27 protein-coding genes are annotated in these 25,643 nt (G+C 37.1%); 7 read left to right on the forward strand and 20 right to left on the reverse strand.

The genetic code is table 11. The features are described from left to right. Nucleotides 1–212 precede the first annotated feature (212 nt). Together BAZO_RS18570 and BAZO_RS18575 are read right to left on the reverse strand one after the other, a co-directional pair. Nucleotides 213–3,320, reverse strand: coding sequence for an efflux RND transporter permease subunit (locus BAZO_RS18570; protein WP_003332988.1), 3,108 nt, complete (start codon nucleotides 3,318–3,320; stop codon nucleotides 213–215). Next, entirely contained in the window at nucleotides 3,317–4,603 is a 1,287-nt protein-coding gene (locus tag BAZO_RS18575) for an efflux RND transporter periplasmic adaptor subunit (RefSeq protein ID WP_003332989.1), read from the reverse strand. The genes BAZO_RS18570 and BAZO_RS18575 overlap by 4 nt, the downstream gene beginning before the upstream one ends. A gap of 189 nt (nucleotides 4,604–4,792) precedes the next feature. Between BAZO_RS18575 and BAZO_RS18580 the strand changes: the two genes are divergently transcribed. Further along, nucleotides 4,793–5,398: a TetR/AcrR family transcriptional regulator gene (locus BAZO_RS18580; protein WP_039957737.1), complete on the forward strand. Its 606-nt coding sequence runs from the start codon at nucleotides 4,793–4,795 to the stop codon at nucleotides 5,396–5,398. Nucleotides 5,399–7,047: 1,649 nt separating this feature from the next. After that, nucleotides 7,048–7,341 (forward strand): hypothetical protein, encoded by a 294-nt coding sequence (locus BAZO_RS18590; protein ID WP_157382180.1) that lies wholly within the window; start codon nucleotides 7,048–7,050, stop codon nucleotides 7,339–7,341. On the opposite strand, the gene BAZO_RS18595 is transcribed toward BAZO_RS18590, so the two are convergent. Next, nucleotides 7,300–9,264, reverse strand: a complete 1,965-nt coding sequence (locus BAZO_RS18595) for a DNRLRE domain-containing protein (protein ID WP_003332993.1) — start codon at nucleotides 9,262–9,264, stop codon at nucleotides 7,300–7,302. The genes BAZO_RS18590 and BAZO_RS18595 overlap by 42 nt on opposite strands. Before the next feature lie 181 nt (nucleotides 9,265–9,445). Here BAZO_RS18595 and BAZO_RS18600 point away from each other — a divergent pair, with 181 nt between their 5' ends. The 3 genes from BAZO_RS18600 to BAZO_RS18610 are packed head-to-tail and all read left to right on the forward strand — an operon-like array spanning nucleotide 9,446 to nucleotide 11,722. Beyond that, entirely contained in the window at nucleotides 9,446–10,600 is a 1,155-nt protein-coding gene (locus tag BAZO_RS18600; protein WP_003332994.1) for a D-alanyl-D-alanine carboxypeptidase family protein, read from the forward strand. Next, nucleotides 10,593–11,192 carry a nucleoside recognition domain-containing protein gene (locus tag BAZO_RS18605; RefSeq protein ID WP_003332995.1) on the forward strand — a complete coding sequence of 200 codons (600 nt, stop codon included), beginning with the start codon at nucleotides 10,593–10,595 and terminating at the stop codon, nucleotides 11,190–11,192. Before BAZO_RS18600 ends, BAZO_RS18605 begins: the two co-directional genes overlap by 8 nt. After that, nucleotides 11,192–11,722: a spore maturation protein gene (locus tag BAZO_RS18610; protein ID WP_003332996.1), complete on the forward strand. Its 531-nt coding sequence runs from the start codon at nucleotides 11,192–11,194 to the stop codon at nucleotides 11,720–11,722. The genes BAZO_RS18605 and BAZO_RS18610 overlap by 1 nt, the downstream gene beginning before the upstream one ends. Nucleotides 11,723–11,796: 74 nt before the next feature. On the opposite strand, the gene BAZO_RS18615 is transcribed toward BAZO_RS18610, so the two are convergent. From BAZO_RS18615 to BAZO_RS18630, 4 genes are all read right to left on the reverse strand, one after another. Continuing rightward, nucleotides 11,797–12,051 carry a hypothetical protein gene (locus BAZO_RS18615; RefSeq protein WP_003332998.1) on the reverse strand — a complete coding sequence of 85 codons (255 nt, stop codon included), beginning with the start codon at nucleotides 12,049–12,051 and terminating at the stop codon, nucleotides 11,797–11,799. 138 nt (nucleotides 12,052–12,189) lie between these two features. Next, nucleotides 12,190–12,573: a hypothetical protein gene (locus BAZO_RS18620; protein ID WP_003332999.1), complete on the reverse strand. Its 384-nt coding sequence runs from the start codon at nucleotides 12,571–12,573 to the stop codon at nucleotides 12,190–12,192. A gap of 87 nt (nucleotides 12,574–12,660) precedes the next feature. Then, the gene (gene scpB / locus BAZO_RS18625; protein ID WP_003333000.1) at nucleotides 12,661–13,248 is read right to left on the reverse strand and encodes an SMC-Scp complex subunit ScpB; all 588 of its coding nucleotides are present in this window, start codon (nucleotides 13,246–13,248) and stop codon (nucleotides 12,661–12,663) included. Then, entirely contained in the window at nucleotides 13,238–14,005 is a 768-nt protein-coding gene (locus tag BAZO_RS18630; protein WP_003333001.1) for a segregation/condensation protein A, read from the reverse strand. The genes scpB and BAZO_RS18630 overlap by 11 nt, the downstream gene beginning before the upstream one ends. Nucleotides 14,006–14,185: 180 nt before the next feature. Here BAZO_RS18630 and BAZO_RS21945 point away from each other — a divergent pair, with 180 nt between their 5' ends. Further along, entirely contained in the window at nucleotides 14,186–14,281 is a 96-nt protein-coding gene (locus BAZO_RS21945; protein ID WP_081585778.1) for a YjcZ family sporulation protein, read from the forward strand. A gap of 96 nt (nucleotides 14,282–14,377) precedes the next feature. After that, a complete protein-coding gene (locus BAZO_RS18635; protein WP_003333002.1) occupies nucleotides 14,378–14,911 on the forward strand; it encodes a DUF309 domain-containing protein in 534 nt (177 codons plus the stop codon). Here the strand turns inward: BAZO_RS18635 and BAZO_RS18640 are convergent. The 13 genes from BAZO_RS18640 to BAZO_RS18700 all read right to left on the reverse strand — a co-directional run bounded on the left by BAZO_RS18640 (nucleotide 14,908) and on the right by BAZO_RS18700 (nucleotide 25,634). Continuing rightward, nucleotides 14,908–15,294: a GNAT family N-acetyltransferase gene (locus BAZO_RS18640; protein WP_003333003.1), complete on the reverse strand. Its 387-nt coding sequence runs from the start codon at nucleotides 15,292–15,294 to the stop codon at nucleotides 14,908–14,910. The genes BAZO_RS18635 and BAZO_RS18640 overlap by 4 nt on opposite strands. 133 nt (nucleotides 15,295–15,427) lie before the next feature. Further along, on the reverse strand, nucleotides 15,428–16,072 hold the full coding sequence (locus BAZO_RS18645; protein WP_003333004.1) for an S-layer homology domain-containing protein: 645 nt from the start codon (nucleotides 16,070–16,072) through the stop codon (nucleotides 15,428–15,430). Nucleotides 16,073–16,137: 65 nt separating this feature from the next. Next, nucleotides 16,138–16,572 carry a peptidylprolyl isomerase gene (locus BAZO_RS18650; RefSeq protein ID WP_003333006.1) on the reverse strand — a complete coding sequence of 145 codons (435 nt, stop codon included), beginning with the start codon at nucleotides 16,570–16,572 and terminating at the stop codon, nucleotides 16,138–16,140. A 129-nt stretch (nucleotides 16,573–16,701) separates the two neighbouring features. Continuing rightward, nucleotides 16,702–17,142, reverse strand: coding sequence for a C40 family peptidase (locus BAZO_RS18655; RefSeq protein WP_003333007.1), 441 nt, complete (start codon nucleotides 17,140–17,142; stop codon nucleotides 16,702–16,704). Between the two features lie 226 nt (nucleotides 17,143–17,368). Then, nucleotides 17,369–19,030, reverse strand: a complete 1,662-nt coding sequence (locus tag BAZO_RS18660) for a glutamine--tRNA ligase/YqeY domain fusion protein (protein WP_003333008.1) — start codon at nucleotides 19,028–19,030, stop codon at nucleotides 17,369–17,371. Between the two features lie 104 nt (nucleotides 19,031–19,134). Continuing rightward, nucleotides 19,135–20,457 carry a diaminopimelate decarboxylase gene (gene lysA / locus BAZO_RS18665; protein WP_003333009.1) on the reverse strand — a complete coding sequence of 441 codons (1,323 nt, stop codon included), beginning with the start codon at nucleotides 20,455–20,457 and terminating at the stop codon, nucleotides 19,135–19,137. A gap of 205 nt (nucleotides 20,458–20,662) precedes the next feature. Continuing rightward, on the reverse strand, nucleotides 20,663–22,159 hold the full coding sequence (locus BAZO_RS18670; RefSeq protein ID WP_003333010.1) for a spore germination protein: 1,497 nt from the start codon (nucleotides 22,157–22,159) through the stop codon (nucleotides 20,663–20,665). Then, the gene (spoVAEA, locus tag BAZO_RS18675) at nucleotides 22,156–22,716 is read right to left on the reverse strand and encodes a stage V sporulation protein SpoVABEA (RefSeq protein ID WP_003333011.1); all 561 of its coding nucleotides are present in this window, start codon (nucleotides 22,714–22,716) and stop codon (nucleotides 22,156–22,158) included. Before spoVAEA ends, BAZO_RS18670 begins: the two co-directional genes overlap by 4 nt. A 12-nt stretch (nucleotides 22,717–22,728) precedes the next feature. Further along, nucleotides 22,729–23,082 (reverse strand): stage V sporulation protein AE, encoded by a 354-nt coding sequence (gene spoVAE, locus BAZO_RS18680; protein ID WP_003333012.1) that lies wholly within the window; start codon nucleotides 23,080–23,082, stop codon nucleotides 22,729–22,731. A 2-nt stretch (nucleotides 23,083–23,084) separates the two neighbouring features. Continuing rightward, complete coding sequence (gene spoVAD / locus BAZO_RS18685; RefSeq protein ID WP_003333013.1) at nucleotides 23,085–24,092, reverse strand: stage V sporulation protein AD; 1,008 nt, start codon at nucleotides 24,090–24,092, stop codon at nucleotides 23,085–23,087. 13 nt (nucleotides 24,093–24,105) lie between these two features. After that, on the reverse strand, nucleotides 24,106–24,567 hold the full coding sequence (gene spoVAC, locus BAZO_RS18690) for a stage V sporulation protein AC (RefSeq protein WP_003333014.1): 462 nt from the start codon (nucleotides 24,565–24,567) through the stop codon (nucleotides 24,106–24,108). Nucleotides 24,568–24,583: 16 nt separating this feature from the next. After that, nucleotides 24,584–25,018 carry a stage V sporulation protein AB gene (locus tag BAZO_RS18695; RefSeq protein ID WP_003333015.1) on the reverse strand — a complete coding sequence of 145 codons (435 nt, stop codon included), beginning with the start codon at nucleotides 25,016–25,018 and terminating at the stop codon, nucleotides 24,584–24,586. Beyond that, on the reverse strand, nucleotides 25,008–25,634 hold the full coding sequence (locus tag BAZO_RS18700; protein ID WP_003333016.1) for a stage V sporulation protein AA: 627 nt from the start codon (nucleotides 25,632–25,634) through the stop codon (nucleotides 25,008–25,010). Before BAZO_RS18700 ends, BAZO_RS18695 begins: the two co-directional genes overlap by 11 nt. Nucleotides 25,635–25,643: the final 9 nt, after the last annotated feature.

Genomic DNA, 25,643 nt, shown 5'->3' on the forward strand with positions numbered 1-25,643 from the left:
TACTTATTTTGAAATGCTTAAAATATACATTATGTAACAACATACCAATGTTGTTAAAGAAATTATATTAATAAAGATATAAAGTAAACCGTGAAAAATATCACGGTTTTTATTGGCATTTCTAAACAAAATGTGAATTATACGTTACTCCAAAGCGCCACAGTCCATTCTTAAATAAAAAAATAGCGAAGGAATGTCCCCCGCCATTTTTATTATTTTTCTAAAGTAATTACATTTTCTAATCTTTTCATTTTCTTGATCGCTCTTCTTTCCTTAAATCCTGCCAGTACCATATAAAGTGATGGCACTAATACAAGGGTTAAGATCGTTGAAAAAATTAATCCAGATATGATTGTCATAGCCATCGGTGAAAATAATGGGTCCCTTGAAATCGCCAATGGTGACAGACCTGCAACTGCAGTTGCCGATGTCAGTAAAATTGGGCGAAAACGTGCTTCCCCGGCATTGATGACCGCTTCTTTCAAGCCAACACCCTCCCGGCGTGCCTCTTCAATGAATTCAATAAGAACAATCCCATTACGAACTACAATGCCCGATAAAGAAATGGCGCCCATCATCGTCATAAAACCGAGTGGCGTTTGCGTAATGAACAGTCCGATTAAACTGCCCGCAAACGCTAAGTAAACCGTACTCATAACTAAGAGTGGCAACGACAATGAGTAGAACTGCATCGCAATTAAAATAATGATGATAAATAAAACAGCAACGGAGAGTTTTCCCATATCAATGAAAATATCGGTTTGTTCAGAGGTCTCCCCACCTATTTTCCAACTATAACCTTCCGGTAGTATCATTTTTTCCAAGTGTGGCCTTACTTCTTTAATGACCTCTGTTGCTGTCCGGTCTCGAATCTCACTCGTTATTGTAACAACTCGAGCCATATTCTTATGGGCAATCGCCCTGGCAGCAAAAGATGGTTCAATCTCAACAAGTTCAGATAATGGGATCTGTTGACCCGCTATATTGGGCACCGATAATTTATCAAAAATAGCAAGTGGATCATCCCCTCCATTATTTGCATATAACTGCATGTCGACAAGATCTTTTCCATCGTCAAATTTAGAAATGGTAATCCCTTCACCTACAAGTCGAAGTGTTTTCGATAAATCATTATAGCTTACTAATTTTTGATCCATTAATTCCTTATTCACATTAAAATCAAGCGCATAGCGATCAATACCAAAATTATCATTGATATTGTAAGTTCCTTGGAGTGCTGCAATTTGTTCCTTAATTTGCTGCGATAAATTTCGGAGTTCGTCAATGTCCTCACCGTATACTTCGATTTCAATCGGCTTTCCAACCGGTGGTCCAGTAACAAGAACCTTTGGCGTAATCAGTATGCCTGGAAAATGTTTTTTAAACTCCTCTGACCATTCATGTTCAATTTCTATCGGCAGTTTTTTATTTTTATCTAGAATGACAACGAGCTGGCCCACTTCGATCCCTTCACCGGCACCAGTGTCTCCCAAGAACATTTTAGGAGCACTACCACCTGCATAGGAGGATACAGTTTTAACCTCTTCTTTGCTTAGCAGAAATTCCGTTACATTATGAACAACCTCATTTGTCGCCTTAATGTTTTGTCCTGTCGGCACCCTAATATCAACTAGCAATTCAGGGCGGTCATCAACTGGAAAAAGATCAATCGGGATAAATGGTATTAACACATAGGCGCATGTACCAATTAACACACCGATGATACTTGCCTGCTTCGGGCGGTTAAGAATTTTCGGCATTAACCGCTTGGAATACCAATTCGTTAAAGAGGATAATTGTTTTCCTAATAACCCTGCATAACGCTTTTCTTTTTGAGTTTTATTGAATTGAAGATTTCTAGTTTCACGCCAGCGCCGGTAAATCGGAACGATCGTTAATGACATCACCATTGATGCCAGCATTGTCATTGATATGATCGTTGGAACAGGCTTGATGAAATACCCAACATTTCCTTGTAAAAATAATAATGGTGCAAACGAAGCGATCGTAGCCAAGGTGGCCGTGATGATCGAAATAGAAACCTCTTTCGCACCATTAACGGCTGCTTGTTCCGGATTTTCGCCAAGTACCCGAAGTCTTCGTTCAATATTATCGTTCACCACAACGGCATCATCTACTAAAATCCCGAGAACGATGATTAAACCGACAAGCGACATTTGATTAAGGGTAATGCCTAAGGATGGTAAAAACATTAATCCTAGTGCCAGTGAGATCGGTATAGCTAGAGCGACAACAAGAGATAATGATAAATTTAAACCAAGCGTACAAACAAACAAAACGGCAGCAATCGCAATTACCATCTCTCTTCCAAGTTCACCGAATAGTTCTTTTACTCTCTCATTCTGTGAAAATAGGGGATGTACCTCAGCCCATTCCGGTAAATCCTTCGATAATCGATCGATTAGAGGATCTATTTCTCTTTGTATTGATGGTACGTCACTGCCGACTTCTCCATTGATATTAATAGAAATCGCCGGAACTCCGTTATGATAAGCAAAATAATCAGCTTTTTCAGTTGTTAATTCGACTTTACCAATATCCCGCAGATAGACAGGAAAGCCTTGGACGGTCCTTGTAATAATTACATTTTCAAGGTTCTCTACTGGATATAATTCTGGAAGCTTTAATTGATAGGTACGCTCATTAATATCCAAGTTGCCTAATGGAATCTTCTCATTTTCTTGTTTGATTGCATGTAATACTTGTGTCCAAGACAAATGATAGGCTGATAACCTTTCAAGGTCAATTTCAATCCGCACTTCTTTTTCCGGAAGACCTTGAATCTGCACCTCGGCAACATTTGGTATCGCCCTTAATTGCTGCTTCCAATCCTCCACTTTATCTCGCAAACTATAAAGATCATTTATCGTTGGCGCTGTTATATTGAAGGATTGAATAAACGATCTATTTAAATCATCGTTGATGAATGGAAGGATGGCATCTTCGGGAAGGTCTTTTTCAGCATCTTTTACCTTTTTTCGCAGCTCATCCCATTTTTGTTTTGGATCGACGTCGGCATTTGCTTCAATAACAAGTACAGAACGTCCTAATGATGACGTTGATTCGATCGATTTTAAATCTTCAATTTCATTTATTTTTTCTTCAAGAATATTAGTAACATTTTGCTCAACCTTTTCCGGAGAAGCTCCGGGATAAATCGTTGTTACCGTGGCGACGTTTACAATGATGTCCGGCATCTCTTGTTTTGGCAACTGAAAGAAACTGAAAAACCCAATAACAACAACCATTGCAAAAAACAGCAAGGTGATTTTTTGCTTCTTAATTGTATAGGCGATCATGGCTTATTCGTCCCTTCGTTCTCTTCAACTACAACCGGATCCCCATCAAATAAACGGTCAGCACCTTTCGTGATCACTTGGTCCTGTTCTGAAAGACCTGAAGTAATTTCTAACTTATTTTCAAATAACTTTCCTACCGTTACTTCTGTTTTTACTGCATTTCCATCCTGGAGTAAAAATACATAAGGCTTGTTATTGGTTCCCGTACTGATGACTGCTTCAACAGGCACAAAAAGTCCGAGTTGTTCCTTAAGTTTTGCTTCAGCTTTCACAACCTGACCTGGGAACCATTTATGATCCTGATTAGGAATCTCTACTTCAACACTGATCGTTCCGGTGTTTTGGTTAGTGGACGGGAAAACATTGATCACTTTTCCTTGTTTTTTCTCACCATATAGATCGACTGTTACCTCTTTCCCTTTTTCCCAGTCGGCAATTTGATAATCAGGAACCGGGAGCAGCACCTTCAATGTATCCATTTGCGAAAGTTTATAGACTGGGGCTCCCGGGCCGATTAATTGTCCGGTTGATGCTAGTTTAGCGGTGATCACACCTGAAAACGGTGCTTTTAAGGACGTTTTCGAAAGCGCTAATTGGGCTTGTTCTTTCGAAACTTGTGCGTTAGTAAGACCCGCTTGCGCTTGATTCACCCCAGCTTTTATTTGTTTTTCTTTTTCCGGACGTACTCCTTCTTCGATTAACGAGTATGCTAGCCTAGCACTTTCATAGCTATTTTGTGCATTTATGTAATTCAATTTGGCACCTTCAAGTGCCTGTGCGGAAATGGCCCCCGCTTCAAAGAGGTTTTTCATTCGTTCATAATCTGCGCTGGCATTTCTATAAGCCTCTTCAGCCCGATCGACATTGAGCTTGGCCTGTGTTCTTTCTTGACTGCGGGCTCCGTTCTTTGCCTCTTCTAAACTCGCTTCAGCAGCCGATAAACTGGCATTGGATGACTGAATGGCCGCATTAGCTTTCTCAAGCTGGAGCTCATATTCGCGCCCATCCAAGTTCGCCAAAACATCTCCCATATTTACATATTGGCCTTCATCATATTGAAGGGATTTAATGTTTCCGCCAATCTCAAATGAAATTATTGTTTCTTCCTTAGCTGTAAGCGTTCCAGATAGCCTTGAATACTCCACCCCTTTTTCCTTTTTCACAGCTTCTACCGCGACAACCTTACTGTCTTCCTTCGTCACGGCTGGTTCTGCATTACAGCCTACTAATAAAAATAACGATAAGCCAAATGCAGAAATAGCGTTTGTCTTTTTTGATATCATGACTTTCTTTCCCCCAATTAAGCAGCTATTATATAGTTGAAATTATTAATACAATTAGTTGCTTATGCAACACCCTGTATTTATAATTATTAATAAATTGGTGTGATCTGCAACCAACAATATTATTTATACTGTTGCAAAAACAACAAAATCTGGAAATGTGTTGTATATTTTTTAGGTGGTGCCCAAATGATGGCTGAATTTATTGATCCCAGGATTAAGAGAACTAAAGAGCTGATCAGTAATTCATTTTTATTACTGATCGATGAAAATGGATTTGATGCAATTTCCGTTCAAGATATTACGAAAAAATCCGAGATTAACCGTGCAACCTTTTATCGCCACTACAAGGATAAGTATGACCTATTGGAAAAAATTATTGATGAAAGATTGGAAGTTTTCTTAAAAAGTATTAATCCAAAGTCCTTTCACAGTATTTCTTATCAATATAATGAAAAGGAACCACATCCGATCTTTATGTCCTTATTTGAACATGTGGAGGAGCACTTTGACTTTTATAAAGTCATGCTTGGCAATAATGGTATCAATGAATTTAGGGTAAGGATGTTAAATGTCATTATGGATACGTTCTATAATCAATTTTTAGATATTTTTCAAAAGAGAGAAGTGAAAATTCCGGAGGATATATTGCTAAATTACATTATTTCAGCTTATTTAGGAGTCATTACTTTTTGGGTCGAAAATGGAATGAAATATTCCCCAAAATTTATGGCAATACAATTAACAAATCTATCTTTATTCGGCCCCTTGCGTTCGGCTGGATTTAATATGTAATTATTATGCACAAAAGTAGCGGACCTTGATGTGATAGGGCCGTTTTTTGCGGATTTTATATATTATCTTGGTCTGTTAGCCCGTTAGGATGATTGAACCATCTTAAACAAATGACTTTTCAAGCACCCTGCTTCGTCATTAAATTTTCTATATACGTTTGCCAGTCTAAAATATTATCACGCTTTCACTAGTGTAAGTAAATATAGGACAATAAAAAAACAAGCGTTGTCATAGTAAAATAGAAGAACCTCTTACAGAACTTCCAATTATATTTTTAATGGTCGGTCATTTTGTTCACTCCCCAAAAAAACTGACAATAAGCTTTTCACTTATTGCCAACTTTCATTAATGATAAGACTCTTTTATAGATATCAGGTGAGGATTATAAAATCCTACACATAGTAAAAACTTATATACAATGTAGAAAAAGCTACAAGGAAGATTAAAACAATTAAAAACCACGCTAGCACTTTTCTAGGCCTTTCAATTGGTTTTGTTAATGTGTGATAAATAAAATATATACCCAATAATAGGCAAAGCCCTCCTAAAATATTCAAAGAAACAACTTCTGAAATAAATGCCATCTTTACACCTCTTCAATCAAACCAATCAGCTATTGTTTTACCTGTTAAAGAAGTATAACTGGCGTATACTACCGAAACAATCACTGCCCCAATTAGTCCTGCTCCTAAAACTGGCGCTCCTGCCGCAACAAAAACCCCTGCAATTCCAGCACTTGCTAGTGATAGGGGTAGCGTCAGGATTATGCAGTTATCTTAACTACGATGTGAGAACTATTGGAATAACAACGGTTCTCACATCGTAGTTAAGATAAAAGCGGTTTCCTGACGATACCCCTAAATCAACTTAAAAATAACTAATTGTAAGAAGTCACTAATAAACTTATATATAATGATGACTTCTTGCTATGTGTATGCAACAAAAATTAAGAATAGACTCGACTTTCTCCGTTTTCAGTACGATATATTTTTATAAAATAATACATTATAATTTAAAACACCCATATGATTGTCCATTAAACTTGAATAGGTATATAATTAAATTACTATTCTCTTTCACAGACTCTGCTCCCAGATGCCAAACGATGAAAAAATGAGTGGAGACTGAGTGGATTTGTAGGAATTGGTAGAAGGTTTTTGATAGCAATATCTTCTACCAATCCGAATTCAATCCCTTTTATCTTGATTATCGCACTTTTTCTCGATACATTTACTAATTATAGACTTATTAATTCCAACTCTGACTGCTGTTGAAATTACTAAAAATATAACTAATAGACCAACAATAAAAAATATAATATTTATAAACAGGACTAAACCGCCTTCACCTATATATGAAATCATATTTTCACTCCCTTCTAAAAATACTCTATCCTTATTCTATGTTACCATAAAATCCCTTTTGCTTCTTTGAAAAAATCTAGTTATCTAAAAAAATACTAACAAACAACTATTTCCTAATACGTTATAAAGGATAATCTAATTTAACTCTTTTATATTTAAAGGATGGGTATATCATTTAAAAAAAAACAATATTCCGAGATTACCGAACTTTCTGTGAACAATGTAGACAAAATGGCAAAATACGGTATATTAAAGGTGATTTTAAAAATAGAAAGGGGAAACAATATGAGAAAAAGAATAACATTGTTAGGATTTTTGTTTGCGGTATGTAGTTTGTTAGTTTTGGGGAGCGTATCGACTCAAGCATTTGCAGAGAAATTTGAAGTAAAGGAAATAGAAATAGAATTCGATCTTAGTATAAAGGAGCCACAAGAAATTACTTATGTTACTGAGGATGGAAAAGAGGTTGTCATATCGATAGAACCTGTTGAAGATGATACTATCACATTAAACCAAGAACACGCCTTTCCATATGGATCAACAGGAAACCTGCTGCTTAACATTATTTGCTGCATCTAACTTTTGCACCATCCGTAATTGCCCATTCGAATAGTACGTATATTTAACCGTTGGGATCTCTGTCCCTTTGATTGTATCCAGTTTCCCATTTGCACTAAAAGTGAACCTAATTGTTCGTCCTGATGCATCCGTGATGGATTGAAGTGTGCCATCCGAAGTATAGGCAACATCCAAAATATTATCATTGGAATCAAATATCGCTTCCAACTTCCCCGTGATAAAGTCAAAATAATATTTCGTTTTTGTTTGATCAGTAAGAATATAATAAGCTGGATTTGTCCCTTCAGCAGCTTTATATGTTAATTTATATTGGATTCCTGGCGGTCCCTGCCACATTCCAATTTGACCTTCCGGTTCTGTAAAAATATGTTTCGATCCATCTCCATCAATAAATAGAATGACCTTGCTGTTGATAGGATCTTTGTATTTTAACCTCATCTCAAAATTAAAGAGCCATCCACTACCAAGAATACTCTTCATTCCTTCGATTGGAGCTTTTGTGCCGATTTTATTTGGTATCGGAATGGAGCGAGAATTGTAGGAGCGGCTTACCATTATTGGAATTCCTCGACCCGGTAAATAAACATCAATATCAGATAAGAAGAAATTCCCATTTGATAATCCGACATTTCCAACATAACTCCAAAAGTTTTCAACACCAGTTTGATCTGTAACATACGTAATTTCCAACTTAGGAATAGTTCCACCAGACTCTGATGAATTAAACGCTCTTCGATCTGTACTTTCCGTACCATTAGAGCCACGGGCAATTAACGCAATTCCATAATTCGCCACTTCTCCCTCATACCATTGCTGAACTAAACTTGTTATATCAAATACCCACTCACCTATAACAGAACCTTGCTTGGTACTATTGGCCGATGCAATCGTTGCTCCATGAGTTGGTTTCGTGCTCCATGTAATCTCGTCTCCCCATGGTTGTAAGATAGAGTGAACATCAACAAAGGTTTCAAACGATGCTGCATTTACGTACTGGTGTAACTTTAATTGGGTATTTAGAATACGGGCACCACTAGTTAACACCGGAGGTTTAAACCATAAATAGGACCGATTAATTCCATTTAGGTTTTCCCCCACAGCCAGATAAGTTTGATCAGAAAGTGCTACTTTACTTGCAACTGTCTTATCCCTTGTTTCGGCAAACTTATTGGTCTTTATTTCTGTCACAATGATGGTAGGATCAATTGTAATTGGATATTTTGTAGCCTTTTGATTGAGCCATTCTTGATTAGCTATGATTGTCAGAACCCATTGCCCGTCTGTCTGCCTCAATCCCAATTCAACCTGATCGGAAATTTCCCCATTTTTGTCTGTCATAATCGCTTTTGGAATTTGAAATATAGCTTCATTTGTGATGGAATCTTTAATGAAAAGTTCCCCATTTATCAATGATGGCATTAAATTATCCGTCATATCAAGAATAAACGAAAATTCATTTTGAGCTTTTGAATGCTGTAAAATAATATTTTCTTTAATACCTTCAGGTAATACTTGGTACGTAATATCAACAAATGGGAAAATCTTTTTGTAAGTGATCGATTGATTCAATGTTTGAATGATGGGTTTGGAAGCATTTAGGGGTTTCATATTGACTATATAGGGTCCAAGTTCTAATCGATTTAACACTTGATCGTCTTGAAAAAGTGAAAACCAACTCGACCACTTGTTGGATTGGTTTTTATACTTGAAGTTTGGATGCTCCGTGGTTTGGATTAATTGATTTTGAATGTCTTTCCACATACCTTTTTCATTTTTCCAGAAAACAGGGGCTACGAAGGTTTCTGTCGTAATACTGTCATCAGGATTGGCCATCTCAAACTTGCGTCCTTTTCTTCTGCCTGGAACCTCCTCAGATATTTTTTGGGGCTTCGGAAAAGATTTTGGAACAGATGGTTTTGGCATTATATCTCCTCCAATAATTTTTCGACTTTATTTTAAGTATATTGTTGAACTATGAAAAATAGAATATCCTTTGGATTAAATTAAGAGGATGACTTCGCTAATAGCCTTACTTTTTATTCATATCCACCCATGTCCTTCATATACTTGTACAAACACCGGGCGAAGGGACGTGTAGTTTTTCATGTCATGTTTTAAAAAAGTGATATTTTTACATATTGTTATTATTTTATCGTTTTCTATTTTTATACCGTATAAGGCTGCTGCTTTTTCGAATGTTTCAGCTGAAACTGCCATCTTAATGGATTTTGAATCCGGGCGTGTTCTTTATGAAAAGGCAGCCCATAAAAAAATGCGAATTGCTAGTATCACCAAAATCATGACCGCGATTTTAGCGATAGAATCCGGAAAATTGGATGAAACAGTAAAAGTGAGTGACAGGGCTGTCCGTACTGAAGGGTCTTCCGTTTATTTAAAACCGGGAGAAAAAATAAAACTTGAGCATCTCGTATATGGCTTAATGCTTCGTTCGGGAAATGATTCTGCCGTAGCGATTGCAGAACATGTTGGTGGTAGTGTGGAAGGCTTCGTCTATTTAATGAACCAAAAAGCTCAAGAAATTGGGATGCGGGATACCGTGTTTTCCAATCCACATGGATTAGATGACCATGAAAATCATTTCTCCACGGCCTATGATATGGCTATCCTTACTAAATATGCAATGGAAAATGAAACCTATCGGGAAATTTCCGGTACAAAGGTTCATAAGGCACCAAACCCGGATGAAAAATGGGATAGAAGCTGGAAAAATAAGAATAAACTGCTAACAGGGCTATATGAATATTCAACTGGAGGGAAAACTGGATTCACGAAACGAGCCAAACGGACATTAGTCTCCACTGCTGAGAAAGATGGGCATGATCTGATTGCGGTTACGTTAAACGGTCCCAATGATTGGAATGACCATATTTCGATGTTTGAATGGGGTTTCGCCCAATACGATCTTGAAAATGTAGTAAAAAAAGGGGTCGTTCATTCAGTTAAAGATGATTTCTATAAAGGGAAAGTGGTCGTCCGCCGCGACTTCTTATACCCGGTTACAGATGAGGAAAAAGACAATTTAAAAGTTGAAGTAAAATTGATAAAGCCTGATTCAAACTGGAAAAAGGTCAATGATATTCCTGCTCCATGCGGAATAATGATTATCAAGCTTGATAATAAAAACATTGGGGAAATACCACTATATTATGATAAGCGCGGAAAAGTAAGTCAAAAAACATGGTTTTCTAACCTTAAAGAAATGTTCTTATCAATGATAGGGGTACACAGTCATGGTTAATATCATCTGGGTAGCTATGACTATTATTGGAATCGTATTTGCTATGATTAACGGGACAATGGATGATGTAAATAAAGCGATTTTTACTGGAGCGAAGGAAGCCGTCGCCATTTGTATCGGTTTAATCAGTATTTTAGTCTTTTGGCTCGGTCTCATGAATATTGCTCAGGAGGCTGGATTACTAACACGACTTTCAAGACTTTTTCAACCGTTAATAACAAGGTTATTTCCAGAGGTACCGAAGGACCATCCGGCGATGGGGTTTATTCTTTCTAATATGATTGCCAATTTATTTGGTTTAGGTAATGCCGCCACACCGATGGGGATAAAAGCGATGGAGCAATTAAAAATATTAAATGATAATAAGAATTCAGCGAGTAGATCGATGATTACCTTTTTGGCGATTAATACTTCAAGCATAACGTTAATACCCACTACTGTTATTGCAATTAGAATGAATTATGGATCCGTCGCTCCAACTGAAATTGTTGGTACAACTCTTGTTGCATCGCTCTTTTCAACAATTGCTGCAATCATGATCGATCGCTATTATCATTATCGCAGGGTAAAAAAAGGGGGGAGTAGAAGATGATGAACGTAATCAATATAATCTCTCTTTGGATGATCCCGGTCATCATCGGATTTATCCTACTTTACGGAACGATAAAAAGAGTGCCAACATATGAAACATTTGTAGAGGGTGGCAAGGAGGGAATACAGATTGCTTTTTCAATTATCCCTTATCTTGTTGGAATGTTAGTGGCAATCACAGTGTTCCGGGAGTCCGGAGCCCTTGATTTCTTTATGAATTTAATTAGGCCCTACTTGATGGCTATAGGTATTCCGGCAGATATCGTTCCGTTGGCCATTATCCGACCAATCTCCGGAAACGCTGCATTGGGAATCACATCAGATTTAATTGCCACCCATGGCCCTGACTCTTTTATTGGCAGATTAGCATCCACTATGCAAGGAAGTACAGATACAACCTTGTATATTTTAACCGTTTATTTTGGTGCCGTGGGCATTAGGAAAATGGGGGATGCCTTGAAGGTTGGCTTATGGGCAGACTTCATCGCGATTATTATGTCAATTATAGTAGTGACTCTAGTATTTGGATAAAAATAAATAAAAAATATGTAAAAGGGGCTATCCAAAAAGTCATGCTAAATGGCTTTTTGAACCCCAACCATTTTCTAAAATGATTTTCTCTTAACTTTTTTAGCTCCCTCATAAAGCCCGCGAGCCTCTTTTTCTAGCTCTAGTATATCGTCTTCCTTTATTTCCGACTTTTCGATTTTTTCTTCAATTTGCTTCATGAGATTTTCCATTTGTTGTTTCCACGCCAAATAGGCCTCTTCATCAACATGTTGTTCCTTTAAAATGGTTTCTACTTGATCAGACCAATCCTTTATATCTAACAAATATTGTTGATAATCCTTGGAATTCACCGTTTGTTCCCCCTACTCCATCTTATTAATTGATTGATTTCAGGGTTATTTTATGTTTATGGAGGATAAACGTGAAAAAGCAAAAAGCATGATGGAGTTTCATGCCACCATGCTTTACTTATTGGTTTATTCCAGGGGTTATAATTCAAAACCACCTTTGGAAATTTGTTCTACAATTCCTGGCAACTTGTCATAGTCAATTCCTTTACAATACTCCTGCAATTCACTTTTCTCATTGATATAAACCCGTTTGCGATTTTTTAATTCAGGGTTTTTCAACATACAAACTAATCCGATAATATCTTTGAAATGTACTTCTTTTCCGCCTGCAGTAAATACCGGATCATTTTCATAAGGGACAAATTCATTGAAAATTTCATCAAAATATCTTACATACAGTAAGTGAAAGGTTTTCTCCGTTCCATTATCTATGAATGTAACCTCAGAGCGGTTAAAGAAGTCCTCAGATGTATTAGGCGCCGCTTTTTCTAATTCATAACCTTTAATTTCTTTAATAAGCATATTCCATCCCACCATTTTATATTTTTATTTTGGTCATCCAAATATGTACATTTATTATTATAGAAGACCATTTAAATACTGTTCAAGTTATTCAGCAAAAGTTTCCTGAAATTTTTCAAAAAACAAGTCTGCTTCTTCTTGTCGGATATCCTCTTCATTTAATTTTTCCGGTAATGGTGGAAGTTCATCTAAAGTCTTAAGACCAAAATACTCTAGAAAATCCTTCGTTGTGCCATACAAATAGGCTCTTCCCGTTCCTTCCGCCCGCCCGACCTCTTTAATCAGAGATTTTGACATTAAAGTAGAAAGAGGACGCTCTGTTTTTACACCTCGTATTTCTTCAATCTCTGCTCTAGTGATCGGTTGTTTATAGGCGATAATCGCTAACGTTTCTAACGCTGCCTGTGACAATGTTGATGTGGTTGGGGACTCCACTAACCGTTTAAAATATTCAGCATGCTCTCTCTTTGTTGTTAATTGATAGACCCCAGCAACCTCTACTAAATCTATGCCACGGGATTTTTTTGTGTAATCTGCTTTTAAATTCTCTATCAATTCTACCGCTACAATTTCACTAATTTGGAGAACATCTGCAATTTGCTTACTATCAATTCCTTCGTCACCAACAATAAATAATAACCCTTCGACGATCGCTTTCATTTTATCAAGCTTCATCTTTGTAAACTCCTTTCATGCTGTAAATATATATATCCTCGAAGTTCTTTTCTTGAACACACGTAATCGCATTGTTTTTCATTAATTCTAAAACGGCTAAAAATGTCACTACAATGTAAGATCTTTCAAAAACCGGAAAAAGCGATGAAAAGCTTTGTCTCCCCTTTACTTTATCGAGCTCTTCCAAAATTTGTTCCATCCTTTGTTGAATTGGAATTTCCTGCCTTTGAACAGTTGTTAGCTTAGGTTCTTTCCATTTTTTTCGCTTCATTAATTGCTGCAGAGCGCCTAACATATCATATAAAGATACATCGGAAATCGGATTTTCCCTATTGTCCGGTATATATTGCGCTAAATTTCCAGGGGGCCTTGTATATAACAGGCTCCGATCTTGTTCAAATTCCTTTAAATGCGTTGCAGCTTCTTTATATTTACGATATTCAAGCAAACGTTTCATTAGCTCATCACGAGGGTCCTCTTCCATTTCATCCCCGTTAAACTCTAGTTCCTCATCAAGAGTTTCTTCGTTTTTCGGTAAGAGCATTTTACTTTTTATTGCTAAGAGTGTTGCCGCCATGACAAGATATTCGCTGGCTACATCCAGTTCAAGTTGCTGCATCGTATGAATAAAGTTTAAATATTGCTTCGTAATTTGTGCCATCGGAATATCATAAATATCAATTTCATATCGATTTATTAAATGTAAAAGAAGGTCAAGTGGACCTTCAAAGGCATCAATTTTAACACTATATTCCATCATTATCCCACCAAAGTATTATAAAAAATAAAACGACTAGATTTATAATAGCAAAATTTTTGTTTTAATTCGCCCATTTTCATGATTTTTTCCGTTACCCTGATAGTCGCCTATACAAATTTCCCCTTTTTTCATATGTTATTACCGTAAGCATCAAATAAACAAAGGAGGAATTTAATAATGAGTGGAGCAGTAGGATTTGGTTACGGTGGCGGATTTGCCTTAATCGTTGTTTTGTTTATTCTTTTAATTATCGTAGGTGCAGCTTGGTTATAAACACCAATTAAAGAGGGGGAGTGCCTATATGGGCACTTCTTTTTTGATTTATGGTAAACTATAGGAATTAGAAAATCCTTATGGAAGGATGGTTAAATGTATCCAGATGCATACATAGATTTTCTCGTCCATTTTCATGGTTCCCGGGATTATTTCGAATGTCATGAGATTCTTGAGGAGTACTGGAAGCAGACGGAAGAAAATGAACGAAAAAAATCGGTTTGGGTAGGACTTATTCAAATTTCAGTTGCCCTGTACCACCAACGTTCCGGAAATATGAAAGGTGCTTATCGTATATTGAATAAAGGCCTTGGTATCATAGAAAAGAAAAAGGAAGCCATTGTTAAGCTTGGTTTAGACTATGAGCAGCTATTAATTTTGCTGCGAAAGCGGTTGGCAGAAATAAACGAATGCATTTCTTATTATAGTATAAACCTTCCTATACATGATCAAAAATTATTGGAAACCACCGTTAGCCGCTGTCATTTACTAGGTTATACATGGAACGAAAAAAGCGATTTATCAAATACATCCCTTGTTAAAAAACATACTTTACGCGATCGAAGCAATGTAATCCAAGAAAGAGAAGAACAATTGCAGTTAAGAAAAAGCAAAAGACCCGATTCCTAATGGGAATCAGGGTCTGTTAACTCTTCACGCAAATTCTTTGATTGGTCGCCGGATTTCTCGAAAAACTCTAGTGTATTTTCTGATGGTTTTATTTTTATATTCCCTAATTGATTACGAAGAGCATTTAGCATCGCTTTTCCTTTCCCTTGCCCCCGATAAGAAGGATTAACGCTGATATGACGAAGTTCTGCCTCATTATCTTTGATCTTGACGCCAATAGCCCCAATAATATCATCTTCCTTATAAAGATAGAGTTGCCAGTCTTGATCTTCCTCATATAGCTTAATTGTACCTTGAAGCCGTTTTAAATCTTTTTCGGACGGCATAAAAGAAAGAAGCCCCATAGCTATTTTTTCATAATTTTTCTTATAACGAATTAACATGCTAAATCCCTCTTTGCTTTTATCATTCAATAGCAAGTATTACCTTATTGAAAATAATAACCGATTCGTTCTATGTAATCAATGGGTAAATTAAAGAGGCCGCACCCAAAAATGGTGAGCCTCTCGAGATTTTTTATTTAGTGCCATTATTTGTGTTGTCTACATTTAGATAGCCTTGACGAACAGCTTTCATCATAATCGATGCCATTTGCTCGCGGGTTAAAGTCGTTCCAAGTCCAAATTTATCGTTACCGACACCATTCATCAAGCCAAGATCCCTTGCAGCATGGATATCATTACTATAAGGGTTATTTTCTGGAACATCAGCAAATCTGTTTTTGTTCGCTTGATTTTCACCAGGTGTTTGCGTTTCTGTTTTCTCACCTGTTTCTCCATCAGTTGCCGGTGTTTCATCATTTGTTCCCGGTGTAGTATCTACTCCCGGATCTGTGACTGTACCAGTTCCTGGTGTGTCATTATTAGTATCTGTTCCATCCCCGTCACCATCGGCATTTTCGTTTGGATTAAGTGCTGGATCGGGACTAGCCCCGTCTCCATTATTGTTAGCTCCAACGGTACCACCGTTATTAACATTAGGTGTTTCTACTGTATCCGTAACATTTAATGGTGCATATCTTGTATTATTATCATAACCCACTGGGGTTAAATTAGTTCGACCTCGATCGTTCCCTGCTTCATTATTTGCCATCCCACAGCCAGTCGCAAGCCCCATAATTAGAAAAGACGTTGATAACACATTGATCAATTTTTTGTTCAATGTTAAAACCCCCCTTCAAACTTATCGTTTGTAAGGAGGGCATTTTTTATTTCAGTTATACTTTTCTATTCTTCCCAAACTTTTACTTCCTTCATTACATCACCTTGGCGAATTCTAAGTACCGTATCCATTCCTTCAATTACTTGGCCAAATACTGTATGAACACCATCTAAATGTGGCTGTGATTCATGGACAATGAAGAACTGACTGCCGCCAGTATCTCTACCGGCATGTGCCATTGATAATGCTCCAGGAATATGTTTATGAGGATTACCCACTGTTTCACATTTAATAGTGTAGCCAGGCCCACCCATACCATTTCCATACGGGCAACCTCCTTGTGCGACAAAGCCTTGAATAACACGGTGGAATGTTAAACCATTATAAAACCCTTCATTTGCCAGTTTTTCAAAATTTGCAACTGTCCCAGGTGCTTCATTTGGAAAAAGTTCAATAACAATTTTTTCGCCATTTTCAAATTCAATGGATGCTTTTTTCATGTTATGTATGCCTCCTACTATTTTATTCTTCCTTATTTTACACTATTTGATATAAATTAAGAAATTTAATACCAAACAAAAAAGCAGAACTTAAATAAAATTTAAAGCTCTGCTTTTTATCATTCTATATTATAATACTTTAGCTGCTCCAACGTAACGTTTACCCCAATAATATGGATCATTTAGTTTTGAAATTGATACTCCAATTGATGACGCAGAATGTATAAACTTATTATCACCTATGTATATACCTACATGCGAAATCCCAGACCCTGTGGTGTTAAAAAAGACTAAATCACCTTTTTGTAAATTCTCTTTTTCTACACTTTCTCCATGTTTATATTGCGAGCTGGAAGAACGTGGTAGTTCAATTCCGTTTTCACTAAATACTTTATAAACGTATCCAGAACAATCGAATTCGCCTCCATATGGAGTGCCTATGTATTTTTCCGCACTTTCTATTATGTTTTCAGCAACTGTAGTATCTTCTTCATTGGCAGCAAATACATTCCCTGAAGAAAACGCTAGCAAGATAATCATGGAGAAAAATGCTGTAAGTACCTTCCTCATAATTCACCTCCCACGACATGAATCCAGACATTAATATGTCTTTATCTCTAATTCTACAAACACTAAAAAAATCCTGTCGCATTTTAGAAAAAAATGAATCTTTTTTACTTTTTTCAAATTTTGTTCACATTATTGGAAAATGGTAGGATATTTCTGCTTACAGATACAAATAAAAAAAGCGCCTAGTAATTAGCACCAGACACTTTTTTGTAAATAAATATGAAGTTTATAGTTTAAATGAGCTTTTTAATGACACAATCCGATTAAAAACAGGTTTTTCTGGAGTTGTATGTTTGGAATCGACATTAAAATACCCATGTCTAAAAAATTGAAACTTATCTTGTATTTTAGCGTTTATCATTTCCGGTTCGACAAACCCTTGTAATATTTCTAAAGAATTAGGGTTAACGTAATCCAGAAATGTTTTTCCTTCCTCTTCATTTTCTTCTTGATCTAAAATAAATGGTTCATATAATCTGAATTCAGCTTGTTTTCCGTGACTCGCTTCCACCCAATGTAATGTACCTTTTACTTTGCGACCTGTAAAACCGGTCCCACTTTTTGTTTCAGGGTCATACGTACAATGGAGCTCCACAACATTCCCATCCTCATCCTTAATAAAGTCGTGGCACTTAATAAAATAAGCATGCTTTAAGCGAACCTCATTGCCAGGGAAGAGCCTGAAATATTTGCTTGGAGGGTTTTCCATGAAATCATCTTGTTCAATATAAATTTCCCTTGAAAATGGAATTTTCCGTACACCCATCTCTGGATTTTCAGGGTTATTTTCAGCCTCAAGCCACTCCACTTCGCCTTCAGGGTAGTTTGTTATGACAACTTTTAACGGCCGAATGATCCCCATCGTTCTTGGAGCTTTTAATTTCAGGTCTTCCCTTACAAAATGCTCAAGCATTTGTTCATCGACAACACTATAAGCTTTTGCAACCCCAATCTCTTTACAAAAAGCACGAATCGCTTCTGGTGTATATCCTTTTCTTCGGAGCCCTGAAATAGTTGGCATTCTTGGATCATCCCAGCCATCTGCAAAGCCTTCATCAACTAAAAGCTTTAATTTTCGTTTACTCATAACTGTGTTGGTTATATTTAAACGGGCAAATTCGATTTGCTTCGGCTGTGCTTCCATTTCACACTCTCGTACAACCCAATCATAGAGCGGGCGGTGATCCTCGAATTCCAACGTACAAATCGAATGGGTTATACCTTCAATGGCATCTTCTAGTGGATGTGCAAAGTCATACATTGGATAAATACACCATTTATCTCCAGTATTATGATGCGTGGCATGAGCTATTCGGTAAATAATGGGATCTCTCATATTAATATTTGGCGATGTCATATCAATTTTAGCACGTAAAACCTTCTCGCCGTCCTTAAACTCTCCATCCCTCATTTTGTTAAAGAGGTCCAAGTTTTCCTCAACTGAACGATTTCGGTACGGACTTTCCTTGCCCGGCTCCTTTAAAGTCCCTCTCATTTCACGGATTTCTTCAGGTGTAGAATCATCTACATATGCTTTCCCTTTCTTAATTAAAAGGACTGCACGATTATACATTTCTTCAAAATAATCTGAAGCAAAGAAAAGACTGTCCCAATCATAACCGAGCCATTTAACATCCTCTTTAATTGATTCAACATATTCGGTATCTTCTTTTAATGGATTTGTATCATCAAAACGTAAATTTGTTTTACCGTTGAATTCATCAGCTAAATCAAAATTTAGTATGATGGATTTTGCATGTCCAATATGTAAATAACCATTTGGTTCTGGAGGAAATCTTGTAATTACTTCCTCATATTTTCCTTCCTTTAAATCCTCTATAATAATATTTTTTATAAAATTCGAGGACGTATGTTTAATTTCTTCCATTACAGTCAACCTTTCTATTTCTATCCATTTTTTGATTATGTATATGATGCTTCTAGTTATAACATAAAAATTAAAAAATAAAAAGTGCCCTACATAAGGACACTTTAGCTTAATTTTAATTTACTTTTTAAAGGAATATCTAAATGAATGATATCCTCATAGCTTTCACGTTTAACAACAAGCTGTGCATCGCCATTTTCAACAAATACAACAGCAGGTCTTGGAATACGATTATAATTATTAGCCATTGAATAGCCATAGGCTCCTGTACAGAAAACTGCTAAAATATCACCTGGATTAGCTTTTGGAAGAGGTAAATCCCAAATTAGCATATCACCGGATTCACAGCATTTACCCGCAATAGAAACCTTTTCTTCAGCGATATCATTAGCGCGATTGGCCAAGATGGCTTCATACTTAGCTTGATATAAAGCAGGTCTTAGGTTATCTCCCATACCCCCATCAACCGCCACATACTTCCTAACATCAGGAATTTCTTTGTTAGAGCCAATGGAATATAGTGTTGTACCAGCATCTCCTACAATAGAGCGACCTGGTTCAATCCAAATTTCAGGCATCTCAATTTGAAGATGTTTTACATGTGATTTTACTTTATCAATAATTTCTACGACGTAGTTCTCAGGTGGTATTGGATTATCTTCTTCAGTGTATCGTATACCGAAGCCACCACCTAAGTTTAACACCTTCGGAACATAGCTTAATTCATTTGACCATTTCTCAATCGCTTCAAATATAGTATCTACAGCCATTAAAAAGCCCGTTGTTTCAAATATTTGTGAGCCGATATGGCTATGAACTCCTAACAGCTCAAGGTTTTCTGAATTTCTTGTAATCTCGATCGCTTTTTCAACCTGTCCACTTTTTAAGTCAAAACCAAATTTTGAATCAATCTGCCCAGTGCTAATATAATCATGTGTATGGGCCTCAACCCCTGGAGAAATACGTAATAATACTGAGACAATAGTGCCTTTTTCTTTTGCAATTTGCTGCAAAATTTGCAACTCATAGAAGTTGTCTGCAACAAAACAACCGATACCGGCTTCAATTCCCATTGTAATTTCTTCTACACTTTTGTTATTGCCATGAAAATGGATGCGTTCAACTGGGAAATTTGCTGCCAATGCCGTATAAAGCTCTCCGGCTGAAACAACATCAAGACTTAGGCCCTCCTCTTCAGCTAAGTTAATCATAGCTATCGTTGAAAAAGCCTTACTTGCATAGGCCACTTGAGCCTTAACTTGATTCTTATCAAAAGTTTCTTTAAATGCTCTTGCTCTTTTTCTCATTAGAGCTACATCATAAACAAATAATGGAGTGCCATATTTTTGTGCTAAATCAACCGTGTCTACTCCGCCAATTTCAAGATGACTTAAAGCGTTAATGCGACTTGTTCCATAAAAAAACATACATTTCCCCCTTGTCTTTATATCAAGAAAAGCTGTCTGAAAAAGTGTCTGGCTTTATAGGTTCCTTTCCTATAATTTGGGCCTGACATTTTCTGTGACAGCTCTAAATTTTGTTCTCTCATTAATAAATTAAACTTTACCATATACATGTTTAAATTGGCAATAATTAAAGTTATACATTTTTTTATTATCAAATGTTTGGGTTTTAATTTAATAAAGGCTTTCTTGTAGGTTGTTTTTTATCATCCCGCGGATTCGTTGCATTAAGTCTTGTTTTAGTTAAAGGAACAGCCACTCGAATAACGATCTGTCCAAACGCTTTTGGATCAAATGGAAGAAACGGCCATAAATAGGGTGTATTTAAAGATCGTTTTGATGCCATGAATAATACGAGAATTGTAAGGCCAACAACCAAACCGGCCACATCAAAGAAAAAGACGGCAAATAATAGAAAGATTTGTGCTAGCTTATTCGCGACGCTTAACTCATAGCTTGGGGTTGCAAATGACCCAATCGCAGCAACAGCAACATAAAGGATAACCTCTGCAGAAAACAATCCCACATCAATGGCGATTTGTCCAATTAATGCAGCTGCAATTAAACCCATTGCTGTTGATAACGGTGTTGGCGTATGTATAGCTGCCATCCGCAACATATCAATTCCCAAGTTTGCTAGGATTAACTGGACGATTATCGGGATCGTAAACTCCTCTTTTAGTCCAATAAATTCTAGAGAATTCGGAAGGAGTTCTTCATTTTTCACAAATAAGTACCATACTGGAACTAATAAAACAGAGGCGATCATACCAATAAAACGAACCCATCGTAAAAAGGCTCCTACGGAAGGAGTTTGACGATATTCTTCGGCATGCTGAACATGATGGAAAAAAGTTGTCGGTGTAATGATAACGCTTGGTGAGGTGTCAACCATAATGACGACATGACCTTCCAACAAATGGGTCGCTGCTACATCGGGCCTTTCTGTATAGCGAACCATTGGGTAGGGGTTCCATCCCTGTTTTACGATAAATTCCTCAACCGTTTTATCGGCCATAGGAATCCCGTCAATTTCAATTTCCTTTAATTCTTTTTTTATAATTTCAACGAGATTAGGGTCAGCTACATCTTGAAGATAGGCTACGCAAATATCCGTTTTCGAGCGTTCACCCACTTGAATGATTTCATGGCGCAAACGTTCATCACGAATACGTCTTCTTGTTAAAGCCGTATTGACAACAATATTTTCGGTGTACCCGTCCCTCGCTCCACGTACTACCTTTTCTGTATCGGGCTCCTCGGGATTACGCCCTGGATAGCTTCTAACGTCAACTACAAATGCGGTATTTTCTCCATCTATCATTATTATGATGAGTCCAGAAAGAAGTTGATCTACGACCTTGTCCATATCTTTAATTTCTTCAACCTGTTGGTGAATTAGACGGTTGTGGATTACTTCTTTTGTGTTTGTTTTAAAAGATCGTTCATTATCATTGATTTCAACTAATTCCTTTAATAATTCAATTATATAAGCAGAATCACAAAGTCCATTTAAATAATAAAGCTGTATATCCTTTTTCAATACTTTTAGCTTTCGGACACCTAAATCAAAACTTGTCCCAATACCAATTCGCTTCTTCAAGAATTCTTCGTTGGAACCTATGGCAGGGGAAATCGGTATTTTGACTTCATTTTTGTCGTTCACGAAAATCCACTCCTTTCCAAAATCAGTTCAACGGCTTGTAATGTAATCGGGTAGCCATTTTTGACGGAATCATATCTGGCCATTTTTCCGATATCACCAACCCCAACGATATTCGGAACATCTATTTCATCCAAAACATAAACGGTATCTCCATTTATTCTGCCTATTTCAATATCTGGTAAACCATTTTTGTCGACGCCATATTCCGTTAAATTCCCATCACGATCAATCGAAACATCTACTCTTGCCCACTCATTATGCCTTGTCCTTGCAGCAACAGCTATTACTCCTAATACTTCTATGTCAGGATGAGTGGCAATATATTTCAAAGCTTTTTCCCCACTTCCTTCCCCAGTTATCCCGCTATCGTCAAACATTAAAAATACCGGGTCATTCGGTGCGGCATGAACTAATTTAATCATTTCTTCCCCAGACAATCGGGTAGGGTTTCCTGCTGATTGCGAGATGCAGCGACCCCCAACCTTTTTTGCTGCATACTTAATTGCACTATTTGCGTATTCATCACCATCAGTAACCAAAATTACTTTTCGTTTCATAAGAATATCACCTTACCCTTTTGGACGAAAGACTACTGCTACTAAAAATGCAAACAAAATGGCAGAAGAAAGGCCAACCGATGTAAGCTGGAACATCCCCGTTATAATGCCTGTAAAACCATGTTCCTCCGCCCCAGCCATTGCTCCATTAATTAAAGAATGGCCAAAGCTCGAAATCGGTACAGTAGCACCGGCCCCTGCAAAGTCAATTAATTTATCATACAACCCAAAACCCTCAAGAATGGCTCCCGCCACAACGAATGAACTTAATACATGTGCAGGCGTGAGCTTGAATTTATCTAAAAGAACCTGCCCTATCGTACAAATCATGCCGCCAACTAGAAATGCAGTCATGTATTCAGTCATCTTTATTCCACCCTTTCAAAAACAACACCATGTGCTATGGTTGGAATGGTCTCCTTCTGCTGGATCATAATCGGACTTAATAATGCACCCGTAGCAACTACAAATATTCTCTTTAAATTACCTACTTTAAGTTCATTGATTAGATGACCATAAGTGACAACGGCAGAGCATGCACAACCACTTCCACCTGCAAATACAGCTTGTTCAGCATGATATACCATGAGACCACAATCATTAAGACTTGCGCCAACATGATACCCTTCATCTGTCAGCATTTTTCGTAAAATTGGCGTTCCTACACCCGACAGATCTCCAGTCACTATAAGGTCATAATCCTGTGGTGTTTTTCCAAAATCATTAAAGTGGGCCATTATCGTATCTGCTGCTGCCGGAGCCATCGCTGAGCCCATATCAAGAGGATTACCAATTCCATAATCAATGACCCGGCCAATGGTTGCTCCTGTTATTTTAATAAACCCTTTTTCTTTTCCAACTAGAATAGAACCTGCGCCTGTAACTGTAAATGTTGCTGTATCAGGCTTTTGGCCACCAAACTCTGTCGGATTTCGAAACTGGCGCTCAGCTGTAGCGTTATGACTGCTAACAGATGCTAACACTTTATCGGCAAAGCCACCATCTATTAAAGAGGAAGCAACTGCCAGTGTCTCCATTGATGTCGAACAGGCACCAAACATACATAAAAAAGGAATTTGATTTCCTCTAGCCACGTAGTTGGAGGTAACATTTTGATTTAATAAATCTCCCGCCAAAAAGAAATCAATATCTTCATGTTTTAAATTGACTTTATTCAAACAGGCTTCAATTGAATCTTCCATTAATTTTCTTTCAGCCAGTTCCCAAGTCTTTTGACCGCAATAAAGATCTGGATATTTAATATCAAAACTTGAACCTAGCGGACCTTCTGCTTCAGTCGGACCGACAGCAGTACCCGTTGAGTTTACAAAAATTTCATTTTGAAACAACCAGGATTGTTTACCTAATCTTCCCATCAGGATCACCCTTTTATGACAATAAAATTGTTGTTATTGAATAACGGATAAACCCAATAATTGCTGCTGCTACCACTCCGTATACAAGAACAGCTCCCGCAATTTTAAACATATTATTGGCTACTCCTAAAACTAAACCTTCACTTTTATGTTCCAGTGCCGCACTTGCCATCGAATTCGCAAAACCTGTCACTGGTATTAGTGTTCCGGCTCCGGCAAATTGGCCTAGTTTATCAAATACTCCTAACCCGGTAAATAGCGCTGCCAGCAGAATGATTGTCGCAATCGTGGGGTTACTTGCAGTCGTTGCTGTAAAATTAAAAAACGAAATATAAAAGTTTTGTATCCCTTGGCCGACCACACAAATTAAACCACCTATGATAAAAGCTTTCATGCAGCTTACAAAAATGGATTGTTTAGGTTGGAAAGATTGAATCTGTTGTTTGTATTTTTCTTTTGAGAATTTCTCCCCCAATTCACGTCACCTAATTTCATGAATGTTTTAGTAGATCAACAAAATAGATCCAATGGAATAATGATCCGAAAATTTTCCCAAAAAAGATTGCAGATAGTAAAATGATTAATTTCTCTTGGACACCAATCCTTTTTGCTAAAATCGGCCATACATTTAATACTTCCGTCAAAGCAGCGGCCAACATTCCTACAAAGATGCCATTTGCCAATCCAATTGGAATCACAAACAAAGATGAAAATTGGTAGATGGTTTCTCTCAAGCCAATCCACCCGCCCGCCATTGCTCCAAGAACAACACCCCATTCATATAAATGAATACATTTCATCGTTTTCGTTAATTGTGTCAATCTTGGAATTACACCAAGTACAGTAAGAAAAGCCACAAAACCAGCACCAACAGCAAGTCCCCCTGCAAAGCCAATAAATATGGTCAACAGAATTTTAAGGGTCATGGCCCACTCTTTTTACCGTTTCTTTATTTTCTTTAATAATTACATATTGATCTAAATCTTGTTGGTATTTAAACATTTCGACTTCAAGGGGGCTTGGTTCTTCATTTATTCGCTTTTTAAACAAATGATTAAAAAATAGGATCATTCCAATTCCTAATCCTAAAGAATAAGGGATTTGTAATAGTAACGGCTTTATTAGCTCTTCTCCGGTTATAATATAGTAAAGTTTTTGATGTACCTGCTGCATGGACACATCCTCATGGAAGTTCATAATTGTAATCGCAGATCCTATAAATAATAAGAGCCAAACGAGTATTATAAATCCAATGTTCGGCTTTTTAGATTTATATATTACGTCAATTATGGTTTGCGTTGGTCCAATTGTTTGAATATCAATGGCAGAATTAAAGCTTTGTATCGTATTGATAATATGCATAAGATCAATTACTACAATATTCTTGTCACTTTTGGAGATCTGGTATAACGACAGGCTCTGGATTTGGTTAACTATATTTTCGGGACCGATAACTTGAGTAATATCCCCTATTTTTATGATTGAATCGGGTTTAGTTTGTACTCTAAGCCGCATCCTGAGATATATCGTATCCTCTTTCATCTGGTCCAC

It is taken from the genome of Schinkia azotoformans LMG 9581 (assembly GCF_000307855.1).
Taxonomy (GTDB): Bacteria; Bacillota; Bacilli; order Bacillales; family Bacillaceae_J; genus Schinkia; species Schinkia azotoformans.

Bases quoted from the DNA above. Each gene is read 5' to 3' on its own strand.
- BAZO_RS18570 (WP_003332988.1), bottom strand. From the start codon at position 3,320: ATGATCGCCTATACAATTAAGAAGCAAAAAATCACCTTGCTGTTTTTT.
- BAZO_RS18575 (WP_003332989.1), bottom strand. From the start codon at position 4,603: ATGATATCAAAAAAGACAAACGCTATTTCTGCATTTGGCTTATCGTTA.
- BAZO_RS18580 (WP_039957737.1), top strand. From the start codon at position 4,793: ATGATGGCTGAATTTATTGATCCCAGGATTAAGAGAACTAAAGAGCTG.
- BAZO_RS18590 (WP_157382180.1), top strand. From the start codon at position 7,048: ATGAGAAAAAGAATAACATTGTTAGGATTTTTGTTTGCGGTATGTAGT.
- BAZO_RS18595 (WP_003332993.1), bottom strand. From the start codon at position 9,264: ATGCCAAAACCATCTGTTCCAAAATCTTTTCCGAAGCCCCAAAAAATA.
- BAZO_RS18600 (WP_003332994.1), top strand. From the start codon at position 9,446: ATGTCATGTTTTAAAAAAGTGATATTTTTACATATTGTTATTATTTTA.
- BAZO_RS18605 (WP_003332995.1), top strand. From the start codon at position 10,593: ATGGTTAATATCATCTGGGTAGCTATGACTATTATTGGAATCGTATTT.
- BAZO_RS18610 (WP_003332996.1), top strand. From the start codon at position 11,192: ATGAACGTAATCAATATAATCTCTCTTTGGATGATCCCGGTCATCATC.
- BAZO_RS18620 (WP_003332999.1), bottom strand. From the start codon at position 12,573: ATGCTTATTAAAGAAATTAAAGGTTATGAATTAGAAAAAGCGGCGCCT.
- scpB (WP_003333000.1), bottom strand. From the start codon at position 13,248: ATGAAGCTTGATAAAATGAAAGCGATCGTCGAAGGGTTATTATTTATT.
- BAZO_RS18630 (WP_003333001.1), bottom strand. From the start codon at position 14,005: ATGGAATATAGTGTTAAAATTGATGCCTTTGAAGGTCCACTTGACCTT.
- BAZO_RS21945 (WP_081585778.1), top strand. From the start codon at position 14,186: ATGAGTGGAGCAGTAGGATTTGGTTACGGTGGCGGATTTGCCTTAATC.
- BAZO_RS18635 (WP_003333002.1), top strand. From the start codon at position 14,378: ATGTATCCAGATGCATACATAGATTTTCTCGTCCATTTTCATGGTTCC.
- BAZO_RS18640 (WP_003333003.1), bottom strand. From the start codon at position 15,294: ATGTTAATTCGTTATAAGAAAAATTATGAAAAAATAGCTATGGGGCTT.
- BAZO_RS18650 (WP_003333006.1), bottom strand. From the start codon at position 16,572: ATGAAAAAAGCATCCATTGAATTTGAAAATGGCGAAAAAATTGTTATT.
- BAZO_RS18655 (WP_003333007.1), bottom strand. From the start codon at position 17,142: ATGAGGAAGGTACTTACAGCATTTTTCTCCATGATTATCTTGCTAGCG.
- BAZO_RS18660 (WP_003333008.1), bottom strand. From the start codon at position 19,030: ATGGAAGAAATTAAACATACGTCCTCGAATTTTATAAAAAATATTATT.
- lysA (WP_003333009.1), bottom strand. From the start codon at position 20,457: ATGTTTTTTTATGGAACAAGTCGCATTAACGCTTTAAGTCATCTTGAA.
- spoVAEA (WP_003333011.1), bottom strand. From the start codon at position 22,716: ATGAAACGAAAAGTAATTTTGGTTACTGATGGTGATGAATACGCAAAT.
- spoVAE (WP_003333012.1), bottom strand. From the start codon at position 23,082: ATGACTGAATACATGACTGCATTTCTAGTTGGCGGCATGATTTGTACG.
- spoVAD (WP_003333013.1), bottom strand. From the start codon at position 24,092: ATGGGAAGATTAGGTAAACAATCCTGGTTGTTTCAAAATGAAATTTTT.
- BAZO_RS18695 (WP_003333015.1), bottom strand. From the start codon at position 25,018: ATGACCCTTAAAATTCTGTTGACCATATTTATTGGCTTTGCAGGGGGA.
- BAZO_RS18700 (WP_003333016.1), bottom strand. From the start codon at position 25,634: ATGAAAGAGGATACGATATATCTCAGGATGCGGCTTAGAGTACAAACT.